16 protein-coding genes and 2 pseudogenes are annotated in these 23,991 nt (G+C 70.6%); 15 read left to right on the forward strand and 3 right to left on the reverse strand.

The features are described from left to right. From ACZ4Z4_RS37945 to ACZ4Z4_RS37965, 5 genes are all read left to right on the forward strand, one after another. Positions 1–450: carboxyl transferase domain-containing protein (locus ACZ4Z4_RS37945; protein ID WP_468338349.1), on the forward strand; the 450-nt coding region annotated here is incomplete at its 5' end. 215 nt (positions 451–665) lie between these two features. Then, entirely contained in the window at positions 666–1,064 is a 399-nt protein-coding gene (locus ACZ4Z4_RS37950; protein ID WP_468338352.1) for a hypothetical protein, read from the forward strand. Between the two features lie 424 nt (positions 1,065–1,488). After that, positions 1,489–1,641 (forward strand): hypothetical protein, encoded by a 153-nt coding sequence (locus ACZ4Z4_RS37955; RefSeq protein ID WP_468338355.1) that lies wholly within the window; start codon positions 1,489–1,491, stop codon positions 1,639–1,641. Between the two features lie 1,586 nt (positions 1,642–3,227). Beyond that, positions 3,228–4,049, forward strand: a complete 822-nt coding sequence (locus ACZ4Z4_RS37960) for an AfsR/SARP family transcriptional regulator (protein ID WP_468338358.1) — start codon at positions 3,228–3,230, stop codon at positions 4,047–4,049. Between the two features lie 1,172 nt (positions 4,050–5,221). After that, positions 5,222–5,629 carry a hypothetical protein gene (locus ACZ4Z4_RS37965; protein ID WP_468338361.1) on the forward strand — a complete coding sequence of 136 codons (408 nt, stop codon included), beginning with the start codon at positions 5,222–5,224 and terminating at the stop codon, positions 5,627–5,629. Between the two features lie 8 nt (positions 5,630–5,637). Here the strand turns inward: ACZ4Z4_RS37965 and ACZ4Z4_RS37970 are convergent, their stop codons facing one another. The 3 genes from ACZ4Z4_RS37970 to ACZ4Z4_RS37980 form a co-directional block, all read right to left on the reverse strand. Then, on the reverse strand, positions 5,638–5,850 hold the full coding sequence (locus ACZ4Z4_RS37970) for a hypothetical protein (protein WP_468338364.1): 213 nt from the start codon (positions 5,848–5,850) through the stop codon (positions 5,638–5,640). A 181-nt stretch (positions 5,851–6,031) separates the two neighbouring features. Next, the gene (locus ACZ4Z4_RS37975) at positions 6,032–6,880 is read right to left on the reverse strand and encodes an IS5 family transposase (protein ID WP_468338367.1); all 849 of its coding nucleotides are present in this window, start codon (positions 6,878–6,880) and stop codon (positions 6,032–6,034) included. Between the two features lie 304 nt (positions 6,881–7,184). Beyond that, entirely contained in the window at positions 7,185–8,126 is a 942-nt protein-coding gene (locus ACZ4Z4_RS37980; protein ID WP_468338370.1) for a hypothetical protein, read from the reverse strand. Positions 8,127–8,405: 279 nt separating this feature from the next. Between ACZ4Z4_RS37980 and ACZ4Z4_RS37985 the strand changes: the two are divergent. From ACZ4Z4_RS37985 to ACZ4Z4_RS38030, 10 genes and pseudogenes are all read left to right on the forward strand, one after another. Continuing rightward, positions 8,406–8,715 (forward strand): annotated as a pseudogene (locus ACZ4Z4_RS37985) (ATP-binding protein); the annotation flags it as partial. 46 nt (positions 8,716–8,761) lie between these two features. Beyond that, positions 8,762–9,121 carry an Imm51 family immunity protein gene (locus ACZ4Z4_RS37990; RefSeq protein WP_468338373.1) on the forward strand — a complete coding sequence of 120 codons (360 nt, stop codon included), beginning with the start codon at positions 8,762–8,764 and terminating at the stop codon, positions 9,119–9,121. A gap of 1,161 nt (positions 9,122–10,282) precedes the next feature. Then, the gene (locus ACZ4Z4_RS37995; RefSeq protein WP_468338376.1) at positions 10,283–11,410 is read left to right on the forward strand and encodes an aromatase/cyclase; all 1,128 of its coding nucleotides are present in this window, start codon (positions 10,283–10,285) and stop codon (positions 11,408–11,410) included. Positions 11,411–13,027: 1,617 nt separating this feature from the next. Continuing rightward, positions 13,028–13,768 (forward strand): class I SAM-dependent methyltransferase, encoded by a 741-nt coding sequence (locus ACZ4Z4_RS38000; protein ID WP_468338379.1) that lies wholly within the window; start codon positions 13,028–13,030, stop codon positions 13,766–13,768. 2,562 nt (positions 13,769–16,330) lie between these two features. After that, positions 16,331–17,407 carry a type III polyketide synthase gene (locus ACZ4Z4_RS38005; protein ID WP_468338382.1) on the forward strand — a complete coding sequence of 359 codons (1,077 nt, stop codon included), beginning with the start codon at positions 16,331–16,333 and terminating at the stop codon, positions 17,405–17,407. Positions 17,408–17,552: 145 nt separating this feature from the next. Then, positions 17,553–18,071, forward strand: a pseudogene (locus tag ACZ4Z4_RS38010) (cupin domain-containing protein); the annotation flags it as partial. Between the two features lie 128 nt (positions 18,072–18,199). Then, on the forward strand, positions 18,200–19,363 hold the full coding sequence (locus ACZ4Z4_RS38015) for a DegT/DnrJ/EryC1/StrS family aminotransferase (protein ID WP_468338385.1): 1,164 nt from the start codon (positions 18,200–18,202) through the stop codon (positions 19,361–19,363). Continuing rightward, positions 19,360–20,373: a class I SAM-dependent methyltransferase gene (locus ACZ4Z4_RS38020; protein WP_468338388.1), complete on the forward strand. Its 1,014-nt coding sequence runs from the start codon at positions 19,360–19,362 to the stop codon at positions 20,371–20,373. The genes ACZ4Z4_RS38015 and ACZ4Z4_RS38020 overlap by 4 nt, the downstream gene beginning before the upstream one ends. A gap of 213 nt (positions 20,374–20,586) precedes the next feature. Next, positions 20,587–21,198, forward strand: a complete 612-nt coding sequence (gene wrbA / locus ACZ4Z4_RS38025) for an NAD(P)H:quinone oxidoreductase (RefSeq protein WP_468338391.1) — start codon at positions 20,587–20,589, stop codon at positions 21,196–21,198. An 851-nt stretch (positions 21,199–22,049) separates the two neighbouring features. Beyond that, positions 22,050–23,639: an AMP-binding protein gene (locus ACZ4Z4_RS38030; protein WP_468338394.1), complete on the forward strand. Its 1,590-nt coding sequence runs from the start codon at positions 22,050–22,052 to the stop codon at positions 23,637–23,639. Positions 23,640–23,991 lie beyond the last annotated feature (352 nt).

Raw genomic sequence — 23,991 nt, forward strand, 5'->3', positions numbered from 1 at the left:
CCGGGCGTGGACCAGGAGCACGGCGGCATCATCCGCCACGGCGCCAAGCTGCTGTACGCGTACTGCAACGCCACCGTCCCGCGGATCTCGCTGATCCTCAGGAAGGCGTACGGCGGTGCGTACATCGTGATGGACAGCCAGTCCATCGGCGCCGACCTGACGTACGCGTGGCCGACCAACGAGATCGCGGTGATGGGTGCGGAGGGCGCCGCGAACGTGATCTTCCGGCGGCAGATCGCGGCCGCCGAGGACCCCGAGGCGATGCGCGCGCGCATGGTCAAGGAGTACAAGGCTGAGCTGATGCATCCCTACTACGCCGCCGAGCGCGGTCTGGTCGACGACGTCATCGACCCGGCCGAGACCCGCGAGGTCCTCGTCAAGTCCCTCGCGATGCTCCGCAACAAGCACGCCGACCTGCCCTCGCGCAAGCACGGCAACCCTCCGCAGTAGCGGTCACCACCGCACCCGCGCGGCCCGCCTTTCCCGCGCCGCGCCCACCCTTCTGCCGCACCGCACCGCACCGCACCGCGTGACCGCGGAGGAAGGCGGGCTGGCCTGCACCCCGAACCAGCGCCTGCTGCTGCCTGTGTCTCTCTGGCTCGTCGAGGTCTGGCCGGGGCGGGCGTCCACCCGCTCCTGACAGTGCCCTTTGGCATCATGCCCGCATGGATCTTGACCTTGCTCCTCCCGTTGGAGTCGGCCCCTTGCTGATCGGCATGCCTCAGCAAGCGGCCAACGCCGCCCTGGACTCGCTCCGCGACCTCCGCTCGCTGTCGGAGTCCGACCGGCCAGGACAGCACATCTTCCGCCCGAGCGGGCTGATGATCAGCATTCACTGCATGCAAGGGCAACTGAAGGCGATCGAACTCGGACGCCCGGCCGCGGCGACGGACCGGGTCATGTTCCGAAGTCTGGACGTGTTCTCCTTGCCGGCACGCGAGGTCGTGAGACTCATGCGTGAGCACACCACAGTCCGGGCAGATCCAGACGAAGCTGCTTCGTTCGTCGCCCACGATCTGTTGCTAAGTCTCTGGCGCCCCTTCGAAGCTGATGATGAACCGTAGGAAGAGCAGGGCTACTACTTCAGCTCAGTCCTTGTGGCACAGCCCGGTTACTACGACACGCCGACCGAAACCGATGAACGAAGCCGACGAACCGGCTAATCGCTCTCACCCCCACGCGGCACGGTCGGTCAGCAATGCCGTCGACACTCATGACGGACCGTCCGACAGCTATGTGATCGCTGTCTACTGCCCATAGCGACGGACTAACGCTGTCGCTGGACGTGAAGGAAGCCAGGCCGTCCGGTCCGGGGCAAGCGCCCCATCCAGGCCTGAGCACGCCTGGCCTGATGAAAAACCGACATGCTGGTCGCGATGTTCCGTGAGGGGCCGCTCGCCGAACTGCCATCTGTTGCAGTCGTCACCTGGCCTGTACCTGTGCGAGAAGAACGACTCGACGGGCCTCGACATCGGAGGTGAGTACTGGATGAACATCGTTGCCTTCCGGCGACTCCATCGACAACACATCAAGTCTTCCTTGGTCCTGCAACTCGCGCAGGTCAACGTCGAAGTCGACTTCGTCATCGCTGCGAAACGGAAGATCGCCAGCACATCGTCAGTAGGCCAGACCGCAGGTTGATGAACTCAACATCCGTCGGGCGGGACAACATGGCCTTTGCGCCGGGCATCGAAAGCGCCCGACTTCCCTCGGAGCGCTGGCACTTCCAGCACTTCTTCGCGACAAGATCGGGGACCACCTGCCAGTCCTCCACCGGGGCGTTCGGAACACGCGTCCGGCAACGTCCCCCGTCGCGTCCGGACTGAAGAAGGACCTCACGTCATCCGCAGCAGGTCAGCCACCCCGGCATGCTGCCCGACCCATCGACCCGAAGCATTTCTGTTCCCCTCGGTCCAAGACGTAGGGGCGTGGTGGAGGGGGCGGGGCTGGCGGTGTTCGCTGGGTGTTCAGGACGGGTGTGTCCGGAAGTGAAACAGCGGATGTCGACTGTTTTCACGGGCGAGACAGTGTCGCGGCTGGTGCGCATAGCTGTCGCGGGTGAGGGCTGCGTGGCCTGCGTTTTTGTGGCGTTGTTCTCCTTGAGGGTGGGTTGGGGGTGGGTGGGTGGGGGCTTGAGGTGGGGTGTGGTGGGGGTGGAAACCAGCTGCGCGGTTTTGTATTGACAGGGGTGGGGGGATCTATTTGAATCGGGGTGCGGCCCGGGGGTTGGCTGTCGTGGCGGTGTCGGGGGGATCGCGTGGTGGGTGTCGGGGTGTGGGGGCGGTGGGTGGCGACGGCTGCCGGCCGGGTGTCCGGGCCCGTTCAGACGCCCCAAAGTCGGTGTGTTTCCGGCGTCGTTGAGGTTTCCCGCATGGCGGATGGCCCTGGTGTGGTGTTCGGGGGTCGTCCCGTTCCGTATGCCGTGTGCAGAAGCGCTGAGGGTCCGTGGGTAGTCGGGGGTCGGCGGGTCTTTGGTGCCGTGTCCGGGGCGTCTCGGGTCGTGTGTGCTGCCGGGGTTTTTCGGGCTGTTTGCGCTGCTGGGGTTTCTGGGGCTGTTCGGGTTTCTCGCGCCTTGCAGGCTTTGCAGGATTTGCGGGCTTGTCGGTACTGCCGTCCCGTCGTTTTGTGGGTGGCTTCCGTACCGGCCTGGACGTCCGGGGGTCGGTTTTGCCGTTCCACTGGGTTCCTGTTGGCTTGTGTGCCGGCCTGGTTTCCCGGGCTCAGTGCCGGGACCGGGGCCGGGCGGGTGCTGGGGTGGGGTGTGTGGTCGTCCCGGCTTCGGTGGCTGTCCCGGTGGTTCCGGTGGTGTGGTGGGGGTGTTTTGGCCGGGTTTCGGTTTCGGGTGTTGTTGCTCGTTCCGCGGTCGGTGCTCCTTTCTCTGCTTCTTTCCCTGCTTCTTCCTCTGCTGTTGTTGTTGGTGTGTGTTGGTTGTGAGGTTTGCGGCGGGCGGGTGGGGTGGGGTGTTGCGGGTGTGGGGTGTGTGGCTGGTGGGTGAGTGTGCCGTGGGTCGTGTGTTCTGCCCTGTGGTGTGTGCTGTCCGTGGTGTGGGGGCGGGTCTGATGTCGCGTCAGTTTGTTTGCTTGGCTGGTGGGTTGGGGGTGGTTGGGGTGTTGTGAGGGTGTGCCCGGGTGTGGGTGTGTCCGGGGCCGGGTGTGCTGTGGGTGTGCCCGGGGCCGGGTGTGGGTGTGGTTGGGTGCAGGGTTCTCGTCGAGGTACGGAGGTGTCCCATGAAGATTCAGGTTCTGGGTCCGTTGTGCGCCGAGGTCAACGGGGGATCGATTGTTCCGACGGCGAGTAAGCCGCGGCAGATTCTGTCCCTTTTTGCCCTTTATCCGGGGCAGGTGTTGCCGGTGCCGACGTTGATGGAGGAGTTGTGGGGGACGGCCCCACCGCAGAGTGCGTTGACGACGTTGCAGACGTATATTTTGCAGTTGCGTCGGCATTTGGGGACGGCGTTGGGGCCGGATGCTCCGGGTATGGCCAAGGAGGTGCTGGCGACCCGGCATGGGGGTTATCTGATGCAGATTCCGGCTGAGAGTGTGGATGTGCATCAGTATGAGCGGCTGGCGGGGGAGGGCCGGGCTGCGTTCGAGGGCGGGGATGATGCGGTGGCGGCCGACCGGTTCCGTCGGGCGCTGGCGTTGTGGCGGGAGCCGGCGCTGGTGGATGTGCGGGTCGGGCCGGTGCTGGAGATTGAGGTGTTGCGGCTGGAGGAGTCGCGGCTGGGGACGGTGGAGCGGCGGATCGATGCGGAGTTGCGGCTGGGCCGGCATTCCGAGTTGATCGCGGAGCTGACGGAGTTGACGGCGCGTTATCCGCAGCATGAGGGGTTGCATTCGCAGGCGATGGTGGCGTTGTACCGGTCGGGGCGGCAGGCGTCGGCTCTGGAGATTTATCGCAGGCTGCGGATTCGGATGATCGAGGGGCTGGGGGTGGAGCCCTCGCCGCAGGTGCAGCGGTTGCACCAGGCGATGCTGGCGGTGGATCCGCAGCTGGATGTGGTGGCCGGTCCGCGGCGCAGTTCGACCTTCGACCTGTACGCCGCCTGACCCCCCACCGTCCCACCCTGCCAGGTCACCGCACACCCGCACACCCGCACATCGCGGGGTACCCGCATCGCGGCGTAGGGCGGTGTACCCGCACACCGCCCTCACTGCGGTGACGGTGCACCCGCATCGCGGCATACCCGCACGGTGGCGCAGGGCCGTACACCCGCACCGCCGCCCGCCCTGGGGCGTAGGGCAGTGCACCCCTACCGCGGCGCGGGGGGGGGTGTGCCCGCGCACTGCCCTCAGTGCGGTGACGGTGCACCCGTATCGCGGCATACCTGCCCTGTGGCGCAGGGTGGTGCGCCGGCACCACCGGGCTGTGGTGCATCTGCAACGGCGGACTCGTACGGCGATGTATGACGGCCGGCGCATTGCGGCACACCCGTTGTGCGGCGTGTGCAGGGCGCCCGCACTGCGGCGCGGGGCGGTGCACCTGTCCGGCGCAGGGCGGTGTACCCGTACATCGCCCTCGCTGCGGCGTATGACGGTGCAACCGCACCCCCGTGCCCGCCCTGCGGGGCATGGCGGTGTCCCCGCCCTGTGGCGCACCTGCAACGGCGCATTCGTACTGCCCATGGCAGTACGCCCGCCCTGTAAGGCATGGTGGTGAACCCGCGGCGGCAGACTCGTACGGCGGCGCATCCGCACCGCGACTCATTGCGGCATGTCCGCCCTGCGGCGGGTGGCAGGGTGCCCGCCTCGCGGTGCACTCGTCCTGCGGCGTGTGGCAGGGCGCCCTCACTGCGGTGCAGGGTGGTGCAGTGGCACCCCCGCGCCCGCCGTGCGGGGCATGGCGGTGCCTCCTGCCCTGCGGCGCACCCGCATGGCGGCGCGCTTGCCCTGTAGCGTATGGCGCGCTCTCGTACCGCGGTGCATCCGCCCTGCGGCGTGGCACACGCATTGCTGTGCGCTTGTCCTTGCGGCGTGTAGCAGTGCACCTGCAACGGCGGATCCACCCTGCGGCGCTTGGTGGTCTCTCGCGCACGCGTACTGCGGCGCGCTTGCCTTGCGGCGCGCCTGCAGCGGCGTATGTGCACTGCGGGGTAGGGCGATGGGCCGCCGTGACCTTAGAGGACGGTTTGAGAGCGTTTGGCCGTGACTTGCTTGAAGGGCGCTCATCAGCGGTTACTTGGAAGGCGCTGTCCGGTGGGGCGACAGGCGATACTCGGCCTGTGGACTGGTTGGAGCGAGCTCGGGTGGCGGAACAGCTTCAAGAATGGGACGTGGCGATCGCGCTGGTGAGCGCCCGCGCCGAGTGCTTCTCCGACGATCCAGACATGCACGACAACCATCTGTGGCACATGGATCTGCTGGCCCGAGCGGAAAGGATTCCAGAGCTTACGGAGCGTGCCCTCACGGATAGCCATGCGCGTCGGAGACTTAACAGATCGCTTCGAGAGCGGGGCATGGAGCCGGCGCTGCGTGACCGCGCCGAAGACGGTGACCGTGGCGCCTTGTACGTCCTTGTTCGACTGATGTGCGAGACGGGTCGGGTGCAAGAAGCCCAGAAGGTAGTCCAAGACATCGGCCCGGACGACCAGTACGCGCACCGGATCGTGGCCAGCGATTGCTGGCCATAGGTGTCCGGCTATGACTTTCCCGTGAAATTGCCGGTGTCGATCTCGGTGAGGATGTCGAGCTTGACCAGGCGTTTCAGCTTGGCGCGGGTGCCTTCGACGTTCTTCGGCAGCAGTTCGTGACCCAGGGTTTGGCAGACGTCCCTGGCCCGTAGTGGTCCGGGCGCATGATTGAAGGCGGCGAGGATGCGCGGGTAGTCCGGGTGCTCGGGCAGGTCCGGCACCGCAGTGGGCAGCCGGTCGGCGAGGCCGGTGACGGTCGTGCGGGTGATAGCGAGATGTTCCAGCTGGGTCTCGCCTGCCGTAACTGGTTCTGCAGGCTGTCGATCTGTGCGCGGAGGTCGTCGGCCAGGGCCCGGGCAGCGTCTTCCTGGAGGTCCAGGGCGTCGAGCAAGGGCTGGATATTCACCCTGCCACCGCCTGCGTCTCGCGCCAGGTGGGGGCGTTCGCGCCGGTGAGGCGTCGGGTCATGACGTGGGTCATCGCCCAGTAGACGCGGGAGACGGAGGAGTCGGAGCGGTGCTCGTAGTCGCGGACCAGGCGCCGGTGCAGTATCAGGGTTCCGTAGGTCTGCTCGACCCTCCACCGCTTCGGCTGCGGCACGAACCCCTTGACCTGTGGGTTACGTGCGACGATCTCGACGTCGATGCCTAGGCTGGCGCCGTGTGCGACGACCTGGTTCTTGAAGCCCTGATCGGCAAGGGCTTTGTGGACGGTGCCACCGGCGTGCTCGGCGACCTGGTCCAGCAGGACGACGCCCGCGGCGTTGTCGTGGGCGTCTGCGGTGAGGACGACGACCGCGATGACCAGGCCGAGGACATCTACGGCCAGTCCGCGCTTGCGGCCGGGCACCCGCTTGGCCGGATCGTGGCCACTCGTGGAGGCAGGGACTCCGGCGGCCACGTGGGCACTTTGTGTGTCCAGAATTACCAGGGTCGGGTCCTCTAATCGGCGGGCGCGTTCGCGGACCTGGCAGCGCAGGAGTTCATGGATGACCTGGTCGGTCCTGTCGTCCCGCCAGGCGGCGAAGTAGTAGTAGGTCGCGCTCTTCTGCGGCAGGTCGTGCGGGAGATAGGCCCGCTGGCAGCCGGTCCGCCCCTGGTAGAGGATCGCGTTCACAATCTCCCGCATGTCGTAGGCGCCCTGGTGGCTGCTGACCGAGCGGTGCTGGCCCTTCCACGCAGTGATCACCGGCTCGATCAATGACCATTGCTCGTCCGATAAGTCACTCGGGTATGGCTTGCGTTCACTCACCCGGTCACATCACCAGGTCACCCCCCGCGGACCGGTAGATTCCGCCCTGACGCCACACCATTAGGCGACAGCAGATCCACTCAATGACTCACGAACCGCCCTCTTAGAGGTGCTGGGCAGGAAGCTGGTGTGTCGGTCGTTTGGGGTGCTCATGCTGGTTGTGGGCGGTGGTCTGTGCAGTGGGTCGTCCGTCACCCCGCACCCCGCACCCACCCCGCACCCACCCCGCCTCCCGCGCCTTGGTGTGGTGGTTGGTCGGTTGCTGTGGGGCGGGTGTTGTCAGGGGGTTGGTGGTTGTGGTGTGTCAGCCGTGTTGGCATCTGGCTGCCATTGTGTGGAATACCTTTTTCGGTTCCCAGCGCTCCTCGTCGAGTATCCGGACGACGCCGTAGGAGCCGAGGTCGTGTTTTCCGGGTCTGCTGTATGCGGCGAAGGTGAACCAGAGCGCGGTGTCGACGCCTTCGTCCTCGAAGATGTCCAGTAGTTCGGTGAGGTAGCGGGTTTGCTCGTCTTCGTCCGGGATCGCGTCGTGGGGCACCTGCCAGGCCATGCCGCCGTGTTCTCCCGCGTCCTGGTAGGCGCAGGTTCCGTATTCGGTCACTGCGAGGGGTTTGCCGTGGGCGAGGTGGGCACGCAGTTCGTTCCGGAAGCTGGCGGTGTTGTGGGCGGCCCGGTAGGCGTCGATGCCGATGAGGTCGAACGCGCCCCAGTCGACGGACTCCCAGGGAGCCGAGGCGTAGGTGATCTGCCCGCCGAAGTGCGTCCGGGCACTCGCGGTGATCTGGGAGAGGGCGTCGTTGAGGCGTTCTTGCACCGGTCTAAGGGAGGACCACCATTGCATGTCGGCGGCGGCCATGGCCCGCAGGCGGTCGCCGTAGGTGTCGCCGGGGAGGAATCCGCCGCAGAACGCGCTGATCTCGCAGCCGGCGACGAACACCACGTCGGCGCCGGCCTTTCGGACGGTCTCGGCCCGGGCGGCGCAGTCGGTAAAGAACGGGAGCAGCTGGTCGTGGGGGAGGTCCACGGGAAAGGGGGCGAACCAGACCTCAAGGCCGGCGTCTGCGGCGTGTTGTGCGGCGATGCTCAGCCGTTCAGGCTCTCGCCCGGAGATACGCACGGCGTCACAGTGGAGATCTTGGGCAATCGCCGCCATGTCGTGCCGGACCGTTTCCGGGGTGAAGCTCTTGCGGGAGAGTTCTTCCCCGGGGAGGAACCCTGTGTCGTAGTTGATGCCCCGTGCGCGCACGTCCGTGTCCCTTCACTGCCGTTGCCGTGTTCGAGCAAGTCAAAGCCGCGCTCGAGGTTCTTGGCCAGAGGCCGGCTGCCGAAGGTGGTGTCGCCGGGACCTTCATGTGGTGTTGTCTCAGCGGTTGACGTCCAGGTTCGCCGCAACGAGCAGTGCACGCGGGAGGTGGGTGGCGCGGGCGGGATCGGTAGGCAGCGTGATTCAGGTTCCGCCCGTTCTTGAGGTGGGCGAAGCCGGTCCTTCGGGACGCTCGCCCTTGCAGGGCGATGGTGTCCGCCGAAGACGATCGCCCGCTGCGGACGCGTCGACCTTCTCTGCATGGACGAGCCGGGCTGTCTCGAAGCCGACCGGTGGTGCGTCGAGATGCTGTTCCAGGTTCTGACCGAGAGGGAGGAGAAGAGCAGCGTTGCGCTCGCTTCCAGCGAGTCGTGCGGGGGTTGGACCAAGACTTGCACCGACCCGCGGCTCTGCGCTGCCATCGTTGACCGGCTCACCGTCAACGGCGCCATCGTCGAGACCGGCGCCGAGTCCCTACCGACTGACCCAGACCAAAGCCAGGACAGCGAAGACCACCGCCCGCTCAGCCTGAGGAACCACCCGGTCTGAAGCAAGTCGCGCGCACCTACGATCACCTCATGCTCGATCCAGCAGCCCTGGCCCCGTTCCACCTGGACGAAACCGGCGAGCCGGACCCCTCCTACTGCCTCTGTCTTTTCGACGGCGACATGGAACAAGTCGCCGACGTCTTCGAGGAGCACAACGCCGAGAGCCATGGTCATGCCTGGGAGGGGCTGGCCGAGTCACTGGTCAGTTCCGGCATGCCCGACAGTGCGGACACCCTCCACTTCGGATCAGAAGCGGGCACGTTCGTTGTCTCGAGCAGCGACCTCAAAGCCCTCACGGACCTGGCCGCCCTCTTGCACTCCGCCTTCCACAACCGCGAACTCCTCAGCCAGTACATCCTGGCGGCCGACCCCCGCTGCCTGGACCGATAGGGGCCCGTGAGTGGGACCAGGACTGACCGGAGCCCGGGGCCACCTCAGGTCGTTCCGGCAGCGTCAAACTCCGCTGGGTGGGGTCACCTTAGAGCGGGAAAGTGGGGCCGGGGCAAGGCGTTAATGCCGGGTGGGGGGAGTCGATGTCGTTGAGGTGTTCTTGTGCCGGTGCGGGGCAGGGCCCTCTTTTCATGGTGGCGGTCGTTATGGCCGGCATGCGGTCGCCGTAGGGGGTGAGGGTTGCCCGGAGGGGGAGGGGGCAGACCGCGGCGGGACGTGCTGGTCTTGCGGTCGGCGGCGGACACTACATCGGCGGTCGCAGCAGGTTTTCGGCTTGTGGTTGTGCGTTGGCGGAGGCTCAGTGCAGGACTCCCGGGGCGCTGCATCGCAGGGCGCCGCATCGGGGCGCTGTAGTGGGTCTGTGTCCGGTGTGCTGGTGGTGCGGTGCGGGGGCGGGGGGTGTGGGTTTGTGCTGGTTGTTGCTGGCTGTGGGTGTGGGTGGGCTCGAGTTGTGTGCGGGTGTGGATCGAGTGGGTGCGGACATACTTGCGGCCAGTGCTCTCTTGGCTCTTCCGGGTCCCTGTGTCCTGTGCGTGGTCCTTTCCGGGGGCGCCGGTCTGTGATGTGCGGGTGCCGGCCCGCAAGTCGGGCAGGTTTCGCAAGTCAGGCAGGTTCCGCAATGCCTGGGCAGGTTCTGGGAGTCGGGCGGGTGGCGGGAGTGCGGGCAGGTCTTGAGGGTGGCCCCCGGGTGGCAGGGGTCTGTCACGGACGGGTTCCCCGCCTCACGGCCCGGCCCGGCCCGGTGCGGGGTGGGTGCTGGTTCCGGTGCGGGTGGCGGGTTGGGGTCTGTGTTCGGCTCGCGCCGTAGGGTGTTTGGCCTTTTTGTGGGCGGTGCTTGGGTGTTGGCCTGGTTCGTCCGGGATGCGGCATGGTCGGTGGGGTGGGTCTGGGGTCGGGTCCTGGCTGGTGCGGTGTGTCCGGTAGGGCGGTGGGGTTGGGGTGTGGTGGTGTGGGGTGGCCCGGTCGGGTGCTGCTTGTGGGGGTTGGGGGTGGTGCGGGCCGGGGTGGGGGCCGGTGTGGTGTGGGGGTGGGGTAGTTGGGTGTGGTTGGAGTGGGAGAGAGGGGGGTGGGGGTTTGGTGTCTGGTGAGGGTGTGCAGCGGGTGACGCATTCCGTGGAGGTGGCTGCGCCTGTGTCGGTGGTGTATGCGCTGATTGCGGATCCTGAGCGGTGGCCGTTGTATCTGCCGCGCACGGTGTATGCGCAGCGGCTGGATTTCGACGGGGTCCATGAGCGGTTGCGGGTGTGGTCGCTGGCCGATGGGCGGGTGGTGTCGTGGGTTTCGCACCGGGTGCAGGATGCGGCCCGGCGGTGTATCACCTTTCGGCAGGGTCCGTTGATGGCGCCGGCCACGTCGATGACGGGGCGGTGGCAGGTGCGGGCGCTTCAGGGCGGGCGGTGCCGGCTGGTGTTGGAGCATGAGTTCACCGCTGCGCGGGAGCGGCCCCAGGATGCGGTGTGGCTTGCGGAGGTGACGGCCGACAACAGCCGTTCGGCGCTGCGCAGTCTGCAGTTTTTGGCCGAGCGGTGGGCGCGGCTGGAGGAGTTGGCGCTGTCGTTTGCCGAGACGGTGCGTATCAAGGGGCCCGCCGAGCTGGTGTATGGGTTTCTTTATGACGTGGCGGACTGGCCCGGGCAGGTGCCGTATGTGCGCCGGGCCACGGTGGAGGTGCCCCAGCCCGGGATCCAGAAGGCCGCCCTGGAGCTGGCCGCCCCCCAGGGCCCGCGTCCGGGCCCCGACGGGCTCGGGGGGCTCGGGGGCGGTCCCGCCCCCGACGGAGCCGGCCTCGAGAGCCCCGGCGACGACGGCCTCGGCCCCGATGCCGACGCCCACCCCGTCCCCGGCCCCGATGCCGGCGCCCACCCCGGCCCGGGTGCTGATGCCGGCACTCACCCCGGTGCTGGGGCGGGGGTGGGGGAGGGGGTGACGGTGGCGGGGATTCGTATCTGTTTCCCGCATGCCGGGCGCATCGTGCACAAGGCGACGGTGCCGCGTCCGCTGCTGGCCGCGCACTGCGGTGAGTGGTCGGTTCTGCCCGATGAGAAGGGTGTCACCGTGGTTTCCCAGCACCACGTCATCGTGCGGGAGGACGCAGTCGAGCAGGTCCTGGGCGCCGGGGCGACGCTGGCTGGAGCCCGCCGTCAGGTGCGCGCGGAACTCGGCCGTGACAGCCGGCAGATGCTGCAACTGGTCCGCCGACACGCCGAGTCGGCCATCCGCGTCCTGTAACCCACACCCACCCCCGCCCCTGGCTGCCCGGGCCCCGTCGCCCTGCTCCACTCTGCCTCCCCCGATGCGTCTGTCCCTGTTCCGTCCGGCCTCACTCCGTACCCTCCTGCTCCGCCCGGGTCCATGCCGCACCAACCTGTTCCAGCCGACCGGGGCCCGCCGTCAGGTGCACGCCGTACTCGGTTGTGAGAGTCGGCGGATGCTGCAGCGGGCCCGCCGGCCCGACGGGCGGGCCATCCGCGTCCGTCCGGTGCCCCGACTCTTCCGTGCGGGGCCCGTCGCTCCGGCGGGGGCGGGCACAACTGCCCATGTGGCCGGGCCTGGCCGACGCTGCTCCCATTCCGCCGCCGGTCGCGGATGTGCGGAAGCCTGCTGCGGGTGCGGGTGCGGGTGCGGGTGCGGGAGCCGGGGGGTGGGTGTGGCGTGGTGGCCAGGACATTCGAGGTGCTCGGGCAGGGTGCGAGGACGGCGAGGCGGTGGTGTGCCTGTCTGCTTCGGTAACCGGCCCGCACCGGGCGTGTGCCGGCCGGTTACCGCGCGGGCGCACCGCCGAAGCCGGCACCTCCACGCCGCCCAGGCCGCCTGCCGCTGACCGGACCGGTGGCAGGTGGGCGGCCACGTCGAGGCGCGAGAAGACGATCGAGCAGTTCCTGGCTGCCCGGCATGACGCTGGCCGGCCCGCGCTGTCGGGTGCGTGCCGCACTTGGCCGTGACAGCCGGCAGGTGCGGCAACTGGCCTGCCGTGACGCCGAGTCGGCCATCCGCGTCCTGTGACCCACACCCACCCCCGCCCCTGGCCTTGTCGCCCTGCTCCACTCTGCTTCACCTGCTGCGTCTGTCCCTGTTCCGTCCGGCCTCGCTCCGTACCCTCCTGCTGCGCCCGGGTCCATGCCGCACCAACCTGTTCCGGCCGGCCGGGGCCCGCCGTCAGGTGCACGCCGTACTCGGTTGTGAGAGTCGGCGGGTGCTGCAGCGGGCCCGCCGGCCCGACGGGCGGGCCATCCGCGTCCTGTGACCCACTCCGCGCCGCCTGGCCTGCCCCGCCCGAACCCCGTACCGCCCTGCTCGCTGGCTCGGTGGCCCTGCTCGGTCCGGATCTCACCCCGCGCTGTCCTGCTTTAGCCGGCCGGGGGCCGCTGTCAGGTGCGTGCCGCACTTGGCCGGGGCAGCCGGCAGGTGCGGCAACTGGCCCGCCGTGGCGCCGAGTCGGTCACCCGCGACCCCCCTGTGACCAGCCTCGCGCCGCCTGGCCCTGCCCCCCGACTCAGGCTCCGCCCTGTCCTGCTCCACCCGCATCGCCTGCCCCCCTGCTGCACCCGGGTTCCGCCCTGTTCTGCGCTGCCCGAATCCTGCCCGGCCCTGTTCCGCCCGGGTTCTGCCCGGCTGTGTCGTCGGGGTCGCACGGCCGGTGGCAGGGCGCGTGGGGGGAGCGGCTGTATGTCTTGGGTGGTGTCTGCGCCGGTATCTGCACTGCCCGCCCGCCTGCCTGGCTGGCTGGTGGTGGGGGTTGGGTCCGGGGCGCGTGCGGCGGGGTACGGGCCGGGCCGGGCCGGGGGCGGGGCCGGCCGGTGCGTATTTGTGTTGACCGTTTCCGGTGGGGGGTGCTGGAGTCGGTGGGTGGACAGCATTCCCGCCAACCGGCGGCTGTGGAATCGGATCAGCAGCGCCTACCAGCATGCGCATGACCGGCAGATCGGTGCCGCGCCCCGGCTGTGGGGCATGTATTCCATTCCCGATGCCCGCCTGCACGCCCTGGGTGAGGTCGCCGGCCGGCGGGTCCTGGAGGTGGGCTGCGGCGCCGGCCAGTGGTCCAGGGCGCTCGCCGCCGAGGGCGCCGAGGTGGTCGGCCTCGACCTGTCCGAAGCCCAACTCGCCGCCGCCGCGCGGGCGAGGGGAGCGGCCCGCTGTCGGCTGGTGCAGGGCGCCGCCGAACAGCTGCCCTTCGCCGCCGGCACCTTCGATGTGGTGTTCTGCGACTTCGGCGGGCTCAGCTGGGCACCCCCGCACCTGGCCGTCCCGCAGGCCGCCCGGGTGCTGCGCCCGGGCGGGCGCCTGGTGTTCAACGTCGCCAGCCCCTGGTTCGAGGCGTGTTACGACCAGGCCGCCCGCCGTGTGACCACGGCGCTGCGGCAGGACTACTTCGGGCTGCACACCATCGACGAAGGCGACGGCGCGAGCAGCTATCAGCTCACCTACGGCGACTGGGTCAGGGTCCTGCGCGGCGCGGGTCTCATCATCGACGACCTCATCGAGCCGCGGCCCGACCCCGGGACACCCAACGGCTACAACGAAACCGATCCGCCCGACTGGGCGCACCGCTGGCCGGCGGAACTGTTGTGGGTGACCCACAAACCGTAAAGGCCCCCCGCGCCGGGAGGGGCCCGGCCGGTTAGGCCCGCGGCGCCCGCCCGGCCCGGGCCGGGCGGGGGAGGGGCTTGCCCTTGCGGGCCGGCCTCCCCGGGGCCCGGGCGGCACCGAGCTGCCCGCCCACCCCCGGCGCGCGGCGGGCGCTGCCCCCCACCGGAGGGCTGCCGGGCCGCAAGGTCCCGGTGTGCGGGCGGTGTTGAGCCCTCCCGGGCCCCGGGCGGGCCCGCAGCCCCCGGGGCGCGCCGGGGGCATCCCTTCTCCGCCGCGGTCCGGGGCCGTCGGGCACACCGCTTCCTTCAGGCCGCGGCCTTTGGGGCTACCCCCGGTCCCGGGCCTGCCCTGGGTGGTAACTCGCGTGTGGCGGGCGGCAGATGCGGAGGTGGGGGCTCCGCGGGGCGGCGTTCGGCCGGGGGCCTCGGGGTGTGCACCCGGGCGCTTCGGGCCGTGACCTACGTCACTTTCGGAGTCCCTTGGTGTGCGGACGTCATCCGTGTCACTATTTCTGCACGACTTCCCTGCCCAAAGCCGGTTCTGAGGCGGTGGGTCGAGTGTCGTATCCGCCGCCCTTATCTGCGGGCCATGCCCAATCCCCGCCCCCTGCGGCCGTGTTCTTCCCCTTCCGTATTGCGCTGTCCGTGTGCCGGGACGTCCGGCGGCATCGGTGTGCGGGCCCTGCGGCGGGAATTTGTGTCTCTTCTTTCTGCGGCAATCCGGCAGGAAGCCCTGGGGCGGGGGCGGGGGGCGGGGTGGTGGGCTCTGGCGGCGTATGCGGGTAACCGAGGTGGTTCTTCAAGGGCGTTGACGGGTGCGCTCCCTATGTGGGGAGTGCGGGGTGGGGGCCGGTGCGCCCGGCATCGCCCACCGTTCCCCCCTTTTTTCTCCTCAGGTGGCCGGTCCGGCCGGTCCTGGCAAGGGCCCCGGGCGCGGGCGCCGGACAGGGATGGTGGGGGAGGAGAAGCTCTGTTCGGCCCGCAGCGCACCGTCCGCGATCCGTGGCCGTCGGCCCGTCCGGCCGGGTAACTGGACAGGTATTGCCGCTAGTTGTGCGCGCAGCCCGGCCCGGGGCCGGTGGGCGGTGGGCCGCGAGGTGCAAGTCCCCGTCCCGCCGCACGCCATCAGCTTTTACCCCGTCCGGTTCTCCACCGCACGCCGTCGGGCTTCTCGGGGCCCGGCCGTAATCCGTGCCAATGGCAGGTCGTAAGGGCCCATGTCGCAAGCCATGAGCGGGCCCCACCCCAGCGGCGGCCGTCCAGGAGCCAGCCGCAGGCCGCAGGCGAAGCGCAAGCCGCGAGCGGCCAGCACCCCGCCGCAATCCGCCCTCAGCGGGCGGCTCCAGTGCCCACGCCACAAGCGGTGAGCGGCCGCCGCCCTGGGGCCGGTCGCAGACCGCGAGCGGTCAGGGGCAAGCCGCGAGCGGCCCGCGCCCAGCGGGCGGTTCCAGCGCTCGTGCCGCAAGTCGTGAGCAACCGCCGCCCAGTGGCCAGCCGCGAGCGGGCAAGCCGGAAGCCACGAGCGGTCTCCGCCCGGCACGGCGGCCAGTTGCAGCATCCGTGCCGTAAGTCATGGGCGGCCTCCGTCCAGCGGCAGACGCAGGCCGCACGTGGTCAAGCGCACACCACGAGCGGTGCCCGCCCGGCTGCCCTTGGTCCGGTGGCCAGTTGCACTGCGCAAGCGGTCGGGCCGCAAGGGGGCACCGCCCAGTGGCCGGCCGGTCCCAGCGGTCCGGCCCGCCCTATGCTCCAGGCGGCCAGGCATGCCCTGCCAGGCCGTACGCCATGCCCCACCCTGCGGTAACCCGTACCCCGCCCAGCCATCACGCATGCCCCGCCGACCCGTACCCCGAACCCCACCCAGCCATGGCCTGTGTTCCGCCCGGCCATACGCCAGCTACTTGGGCCCGGTCGTAAACGGTCCCTCAGACCCGGCCGTAAGACGGCGCTTGGGGCTCAGCCGTGGGGCTGTCACCGGAGCCCGGGCCGTGAAGCGGCCGCCTGCGGCCGGCCGTATGCCGGTCTCTCGGGTCCAGCCGTAAACGGTCCCTCGGCTTCACCCGTAAGGCGGTCCCCGGGCCCTGGCTCGTATGCCGGTCTCTTGGGCCCAGTCCGTACAGCGGGCCCCCGCGTCCGGCCGTGTGCCGGTCTCTCGGGCCCGGCCGCAAGACCGCCCCTCGGGGCCAGCCGTAAGACGCCCCCCGGGGCCCGGCCCGTACTGCGGAGCCCCGTGCCCGGCCGTGTACCGGCCTCTTGGGGCCCGGCCGTAAGACGGCCCCTTGGGCCCGGCCGTGTGCCGGGGCCTGTGGGGGCCTGGCCGTATGCGGGCCTTGTGGGCCTGGTTGGGCCTGGTTGTTTTTCTCGTGCCGCCTTCCCCGGTGGCCGGGCGCCGTCTCCCGCACTGCCGGGGAGTGCGGGGTCCGGGGCCGGCGAAGGCGGCGCGGTCCTGGCCGTCACAGCTGCCCTTGCCGCCGCCCCCCCTTTTTTTTCGGGGTGGCACCGGGAGTGCGGACAAGCCTTGTCACGTGCAGAAGGCAGACTCTAGAGAAAGTGGATTCCCGATATGCCGAGGCTATGCAAGCCGTCAGTGCGTGTACCGGAATACATCATCACGGCGGAAGAGACGCTGGAATTTGCCGAGCGGGTCCATGCCGGAAAGCCGCAGCTGCCCCTGGCACTTCGACTGATCCGCAACACCGGGGTGCAGAAGCGGCATATCGTGCAGCCCATCGAGCAGACCCTCAAACACCCCGGCCTGACCGAACGCAACCGTATCTACGAGGCCGAGTCGAAAAAGCGCACCCCCGAAGTCGTCGAGGAGGCCCTGGCCAACGCCCAGCTCACCGCCCGCGACATCGACGCGATCATCTACGTGTCGTGCACCGGGTTCCTCATGCCCTCGCTGACGGCCTGGCTCATCAACCAGCTGGGCTTTCGCTCCGACACCCGCCAGATCCCCATCGCGCAGCTGGGCTGCGCGGCCGGCGGCGCCGCCATCAACCGGGCCCACGACTTCTGCCTGGCCCACCCCGGCAGCAACGTCCTGATCGTCTCCTGCGAGCTGTGCTCGCTGTGCTACCAGCCCGACATGGACGACATCGGCTCGCTGCTCTCCGACGGCCTGTTCGGTGACGCGGTCGCGGCCGCGGTGGTCCGCGGCCGGGGCGGGACCGGTATCGAGCTGGAGGTCAACTCCTCCTACCTCATCCCCCACACCGAGGACTGGATCTCCTACGCGGTGCGTGACACCGGCTTCCACTTCCAGCTGGACCGGCGGGTGCCGGGCACCATGGAGCCGCTGGCGCCGGTCCTGCGCGAGTTCGCCGCCGGGCACCGCTGGGACGCCTCCAACCTCGACTTCTACATCGTCCACGCCGGCGGCCCGCGCATCCTGAACGACCTGGCCAAGTTCCTGGACGTGGACCGCAAGGTGTTCCGCCACAGCTGGTCCACGCTGACCGAGTACGGCAACATCGCCAGCGCCGTCGTCCTGGACGCCGCGCTGCGCCTGTTCGAGGAGGACACCCCGATGCCCGACGCCACCGGACTGATCGCCGGGTTCGGGCCGGGCATCACCGCCGAGATGGCGCTGGGCCGCTGGAGCAGCGACACCCCGCCCGCCCCGCCCGCCGCCGGCTGAGGCGACAGCAGCAGCCCGGCACCCGTCCACCACCCACGCGTACCGGTGGCGCGGTGACACCCGCCCCTCGCGCGTGCCCCGTGGTGCGGTGCCCGGATGCCTGTCGCAGGTGTGATGTCCGTACGAGAAGAAGGAAACCGACCATATGACTGGCCTGATCGTTCCGCCCGGCCAGGGGCGCAAGCTGATCACTCCGGCGCAGGAAGTGACCTTCAAGGCCACTCAGGCGCAGGGCTCGTCCATCTCCATTTTCGAGGTGGTCGTGCCGCCCGGCTTCGATGTCGGCGCGCATGTCCACCACGAGTCCCAGGAGTTCTTCTACGTCCTGGAGGGTGAGCTGGACCTGATGTGTTTCGAGCCGACCGAGCGGACCGGGGACACCTGGCACCACTGGCGTTCGGCCAGCGGTGAGCGGGTCATCAGGGCCGCCGAGGGCGGCTGCATGTTCGTGCCGCCCGGCACCCCGCACGCGTTCCGCAACGCCACCGACAAACCGGTCAAGATGCTCTTCCAGAGCTACCCCTCGCCCGATCACGAGCACTACTTCGAGGAGATCGCCGAGATCTGGGCGCGCGGCACCACGGTGGATCCCGCCGCGGTGGAGGAGATGCGCAAACGCTACGACGTCGAGGAACTGACCCCCTTGCGCTACCAGCCCCCCGCCACCGTTCCCGAAAATGTCCCCGCCCCCGTTTCCGAAGACGCCCCCGCCTCCGCCCGCGCTGCCGCCGGCGCCGCCGGTGCCGGTGCCGGTGCCGGTGCTGGTGCTGGTGTTGGTGTGGAGGGGGAGAAGTGAGCGCCGTGAACACCGCCGTCCCCCTGGTCCACGCCAGCCTGGGCGAGCAGGAACTGGCCGCCGTCGCCGAGGTGTTCGCCTCCGGCTGGCCGGCCGGCCAGGGCCCCCGCGGCAAGGCCCTGGAGGCCCAGCTCGCCGGCCGCTACGGCATGGACGCGGTCGCCGTCAGCAACTGCGGGGCCGCCCTGCACCTGGCGCTGCTGGCGCTGGGCGTGCAGCGCGGGGACGAGGTCATCGTCGCCGACTACACCTTCCCCGCCCCCGCCCACGCGGTGCGCTACCTGGACGCCGTGCCCGTCTTCGCCGACATACGCCCCGACACCCACACCCTGGACGTGCAGGCGGTCGCCGACCTCATCACCCCGCGCACCACCGGCATCATCGCGGTGGACACCGTGGGCCTGCCCGCCGACTACCGCGAACTGAACGAACTGGCCCAGCGCCACGGCCTGTTCCTCATCGAGGACGCCGCCTGCGCGGTTGGCGCCACCTACCAGGGCCGCCCGGCCGGCGCGCTGGCCCCCGTCTCCTGCCTGTCCTTCCACGGCCGCAAGGGCGCCAGCTGCGGCGAGGGCGGCGCCCTGCTGGCCACCGACGAGGCCCTGACCGCCGACGCGCGGCTGCGCTCCTCCTTCGGCATCGGCTCCATCTTCGACCAGTCCAAGATCGTGGGCCTGCCCATCCCGGAGTTCACCGAGGTCGGCTACAACTTCAAACTCTCCGACATCGCCGCGGCGATCCTGCAGGTGCAGCTGGGCCGGATCGAGGAACTGCTGGCCCGCCGCACCCAGGTCGCCGCCCAGTACGCCGAACTCCTGGCCGACGAGGAACTGCTGAGCCTGCCCCAGGTACCCGCCGACCGCACCCACGCCTGGCAGTCCTACCTGGTGGCCCTTAACCCGCGGGTGGACCGGGCCGCGCTCGCGGCCGACCTGCGCGGCCAGGGCATCGGCTGCGGCCACGGCACCTGGGCCAGCCACCTGCAGCCAATCTTCGCCGGCAAGCAGGCCTGCCCCGTCTCGGCCGACCTGTTCGCCCGCCACCTGGCCATCCCCATGCACGCCGAGCTCACCACCGGCCAGATCGAGCGCGTCGTCACCGTCCTGCGCAGCGCACTGCGCACCCACGCGGCCCCCGCGGGCCGGGGAGGAACCGCATGAGCGACAACCAGCCCAGCCAGCCCAGCCAGCCCAGCCCGGACACCATCCTGCGTCTGATCAACGGCTACTGGTCCACCGGCATCCTGGGCGCCGCCGCCGCCCACGACCTGTTCACCCACCTGGAGAACGGCGCCGACAGCGCCGCCCAGCTGGCCGACCGCGCCCACATCAGCGAACGCGGCGCCCAGACCCTGCTGGACGGCCTGGTCAGCATCGGCCTCATCACCCTGGAAGAAGGCCGCTACCGCAACACCGCCGCCGCCTCCCAGTACCTGGTCGCCGGCCGGCCCGCCGACCTGTCCGCCCTGGCCCGCCTCAAACTGACCCACATGGGCAACCTGACCGCGCTGCCCGAGGTGGTCCGCGCCGGCGGCCCGGTCACCGACGCCGCGGTGGAAGTGGCCGACAACCCGCACTGGGGCCAGGTGGTGCCCGCCATCGCCGCCCAGTCGGTGCCCGCGGCCGCCGTCGCCGCCGACGTGCTGCACCTTTCGCAGGCGGGAGAGATATCCATCCTGGACGTGGGCGGCGGCTCCGGCATCTACTCCGCCACCTGGCTCGAACGCAACCCCGCCGCCCGCGCCACCCAGCTCGACTGGGAACCCATCAACGCCATCGCCCGCCGCCTGCTGGCCGAACGCGGCCTGGCCGGCCGGTTCACCTGCATCGACGGCGACTTCCACACCACCGACTTCGGCACCGGCGCCTACGACATCGCGCTCTACTCGCACATCGCCCACCAAGAAGGCCCCGAGGACAACATCGCCGTCTTCACCCGCCTCAAGGACGCCCTCAAGCCCGGCGGCGCGCTGCTCGTGGTCGACTACGTCGTCGACGACGACCGGGCCGGACCGGCCTTCCCGCTGCTGTTCGCCTCCGAAATGCTCCTGAAGTCCAAGCAGGGCGGCACCTGGCGGCGCGCCGACTACCACGCCTGGCTCACCAAGGCCGGCTTCAGCGACGTCTCCTTCCACGCCGCACCGCCCGCCACCCTGGTCATCGCCCGCTGACCCCGCCCACCACTGACCCGCGTCCGCCGGCGTCCGTCCGCTGACCCTGGTCCGCCGGCGTCCGTCCGCTGACGCTGGTCCGCCGGCGTCCGTCCGCTGACCCGCGCCCGCGCACCCGGGGACCTGAGCACGCACCCGGCCGGGCCGGCGTCCGGCACGCGCCCGCGCCCGTGAATGCGCACCTGAACACGCCCTCAACGAAGGAAATACGCCGTGGAACCTGTGAACGTCGCCGTCATCTACTACAGCGCCACCGGCACCGTGCACGCCCTGGCCCAGGCCATCGCCCAGGGCGCGGAGAAGGCCGGTGCGGTGGTGCGGCTGCGCAAGGTGGCCGAGACCGCTCCGGAGGTGGCGATCAACGCCAACCCGGCCTGGGTGCAGCACCGCGAGGCCACCACCGACATCGCCGAGGCCACCCACGACGACCTGGCCTGGGCGGACGCGGTCATCTTCGGCACGCCCAGCCGGTTCGGGAACCCCGCAAGCCAGCTGCGGGCCTTCATCGACACCACCGGCCCGCTCTGGTTCGAGGGCAAGATCGCGGGCAAGGTGTTCTCCGCGTTCACCGCCAGCAACACCGCCCACGGCGGCCAGGAGTCCACCATCCTGGCGCTGTCCAACACCTTCTACCACTGGGGCGGCATCATCGTGCCCCCCGGCTACACCGACCCCATCCAGTTCCAGTCCGGCAACCCGTACGGCACCTCGCACGTGGCCGGCGACGGCGCCCCGGGCGAGGTGGCCCTGCAAGCCGCCCGCCACCAGGCCCGCCGCGTCGTCGACACGACCGCCGCCCTCAAAGCCGGCCGCACCGCCCTCTAGGGACACCGGACGGGGGTGTGGGGCCGGCGCCGGACCGCGCCGTACGGCATCGCAGTGCAGTGCAGTGCATCGCAAGCCCGTCCGCCCGCCTTCCGTCCGTCGCTCTGCCGGCCTGTCTGTCGGTCTGTCTGCCGGTCGGTCTGTCTTCCGTCCGTCTGCTGCTGGTGCACCGTCACACTCCCGGGCCGCCGGGTCGGACCGCCGGGTTCGGGCAGCGGGCCCCGGGCGGCACGGTGGTGCCCGGACGGGCCCGCGCGGCCTCGGTCAAAACCGCGCGGGCCCGCCCGGTGACAGGTGGGCGGGACCCGGGGGCACGGCCGGTGGCACACACCGGTCCGAGGGGGCGCCCCCGGGGACGCCGTGAGGCGGCCCCGGGAGGGCCGACCGCGCCGGGCGGGCCGGTGGGGCCCTGCCGCGGCGGTGGCCGTCCCGTCCGCCTCACCGGGTCCGACGACACAGCCCCGCACATTGTGAGGCCACCCGCCCGACCCCCCTAAAACCCGCACGGCCCCGCCGTCCTGGAACCCGCGCGGCCCCGACCGTCCTGGAACCCGCGCCGCCCCACCTGTTCACCACCCGGGGCCGGGGGGCCCGCGCCGTCCCGCCGTCCTGCCGCTCTTGGTTCCCGCGCCGCCCCACCTGGCGTACCGCCCCTTCCCGCGCGGCCCCGCCGCCCCGAAACCCGCCCCTTCCCGCCCGGCCCACCGCCCTGGAACCCGCGCCGCCCGCCGGGCGCACCGCCCCGGAACCGGGCGCACCGCCCCGGAACCGGGCGCACCGCCCCCGAACCGGGCGGGCCACCGGGCCGGACGGCCCGCCCGCCCCCGTGACCCGCAAAGGAGACAGCCCCGATGAAGGGCTCCACGCTCTACACCTCGATCCAAAGACGCGGTCTGCACCTGGGCCTGCTGCCCCAGATGGCCGCCGCCGCCAACGGGTCGGTGCCGATCACCCTCGACCACGACCTGGACGTCCTGCCGCGCACCGGGCGCCGCCTGACGGTCGCGCAGTTCGCCGACGCCGTGGACGACCTGGCGGCCCGGCTCGCCGCGGCCGGGGTACGCCCCGACGAACGCATCGTCATCCACAAGAGCGCCAACGCCGACATCTGGATGCTGGGCGCCGCCGCCTCACGCATCGGCGCCGTCCCGGTGATGCTCTCGCCCGCCCTGGACGCCGCGACCATCGCCGCCCTGATGGCCCGCCTGGATCAGCCCACCCTGCTCACCGACACCGCGAAACTCGACGCCGGCCTGGCCAAGGAAGACCTGCCCGGCCTCACCCGCCGTGTCCTGATCGCGGCCGGGGAGCGGGAGGGCACCCAGTCCCTGGCCGACCTGGCCCACGCCCCGCGCGTCACCCCGGTGGTGCGGCCCATCGACGAGGCCGCGGTCATCACCCACACCTCCGGCACCACCGGACTGCCCAAACTCGTCGTGCACACCCCCCGCACCCAGGGCATCCGCCTGGTGCCCCAGTGGCGCCTGCTCGCTTTGATGCGCAAGAAGGACACCGTCGCGATCCACATCCCCTTCGTGCACTCGCGGATGGTCGCGGCCATGTCCCTGGCCCTGCTGAAACAGCTGCCGATCCTGCTGTTGAACGACTCCGACCCCGACAGCGTCGCCGACCACTTCCTGGCCCACCGGCCCGGCTTCGTCGAGGCCCTGCCCAACTCCCTGATGGACTGGGAAGACCTCGCCGGCGACCCGCGCCGGCCCTTCGCCTCGGTGAAGGTCTTCAGCAGCACCTTCGACGCCATCCACCCGCGCACCATGAGCCGGCTGCTGCACTCCTCCGACCGGCCCGGCGCCCTGTTCTTCCAGATCTACGGCCAGAGCGAGGTCGGCCCGGCGGTGGGCCGCGCCTACTTCCGCACCTCCGCCCACAAGGCCAACGGACGCTGCGTGGGCTGGGCGATGCCCTACGGCGCCGCGAAGGTCCGCGTGGTCAGCCGCGACGGACAGCCGCCCTCCGCCAAGAACCCCGGCTTCATCGAGGTCGCCTGGCCCGGCCTGGCCAAGACCTACTACGCCGAACAGGACCGCTACGACGCCAACCGCAACGGCGCCTGGTGGCGCACCGGCGACGTCGGCTACCGCACCAGACTGGGCTGCCTGCACATGCTCGACCGGGAAGTCGACATGATCGAAGGCGTCCGCAGCTCCCTGGAGGTCGAGGACGTCGTCCTTGGCCGCCTGCCCGAACTGAGCGAACTGGTCGTGGTGCCCGGCCCCCAGGACCGGCCCACCCCCGTCATCTGCACCACCGACGACGCCCCCCTGGACCCCGCCCGCTGGCGCGCCGCCGTCACCGACTTCCCCCAGCTGGCCGACCCCGTCCACCTTCCCCAGGCCCAACTGCCGCGCACCGCCACCCTCAAGGTGCAGCGCATCGCCCTGTCCCGCCAGCTCCAACACGACCTGACCGACACCGCCTGAACCCCCCAACGGCGGGGGCGGGGGAGCGGGCGTGGCGGGCGGGCACCCGCCCGCCCGCCGCGCAAGTCCCGCCGCTGCCACGGCCGTTGGACGACTGTGCGGCGCCCGTGCCGCACGCCCGCGCGCGGCACGGACACCCGCAGCACGCCCGCGCGCGGCACGGACACCCGCAGCACGCCCGCGCGCGGCACGGACACCCGCGGCACGGATGCCCGCGGCACGGATGCCCGCTGCGGGGGAGGAGGGCAGGCCTGCCCTGCGGGCCCGGCCCTTCCCGCCCCGCCCGCCCCCCGACACCAAGCCATCACCCAGCACCCCAGTGCTCAGCACCTCAGCACCTCAGCACCTCAGT

The sequence above is a fragment of the Streptomyces sp. NPDC030245 genome (assembly GCF_055572995.1).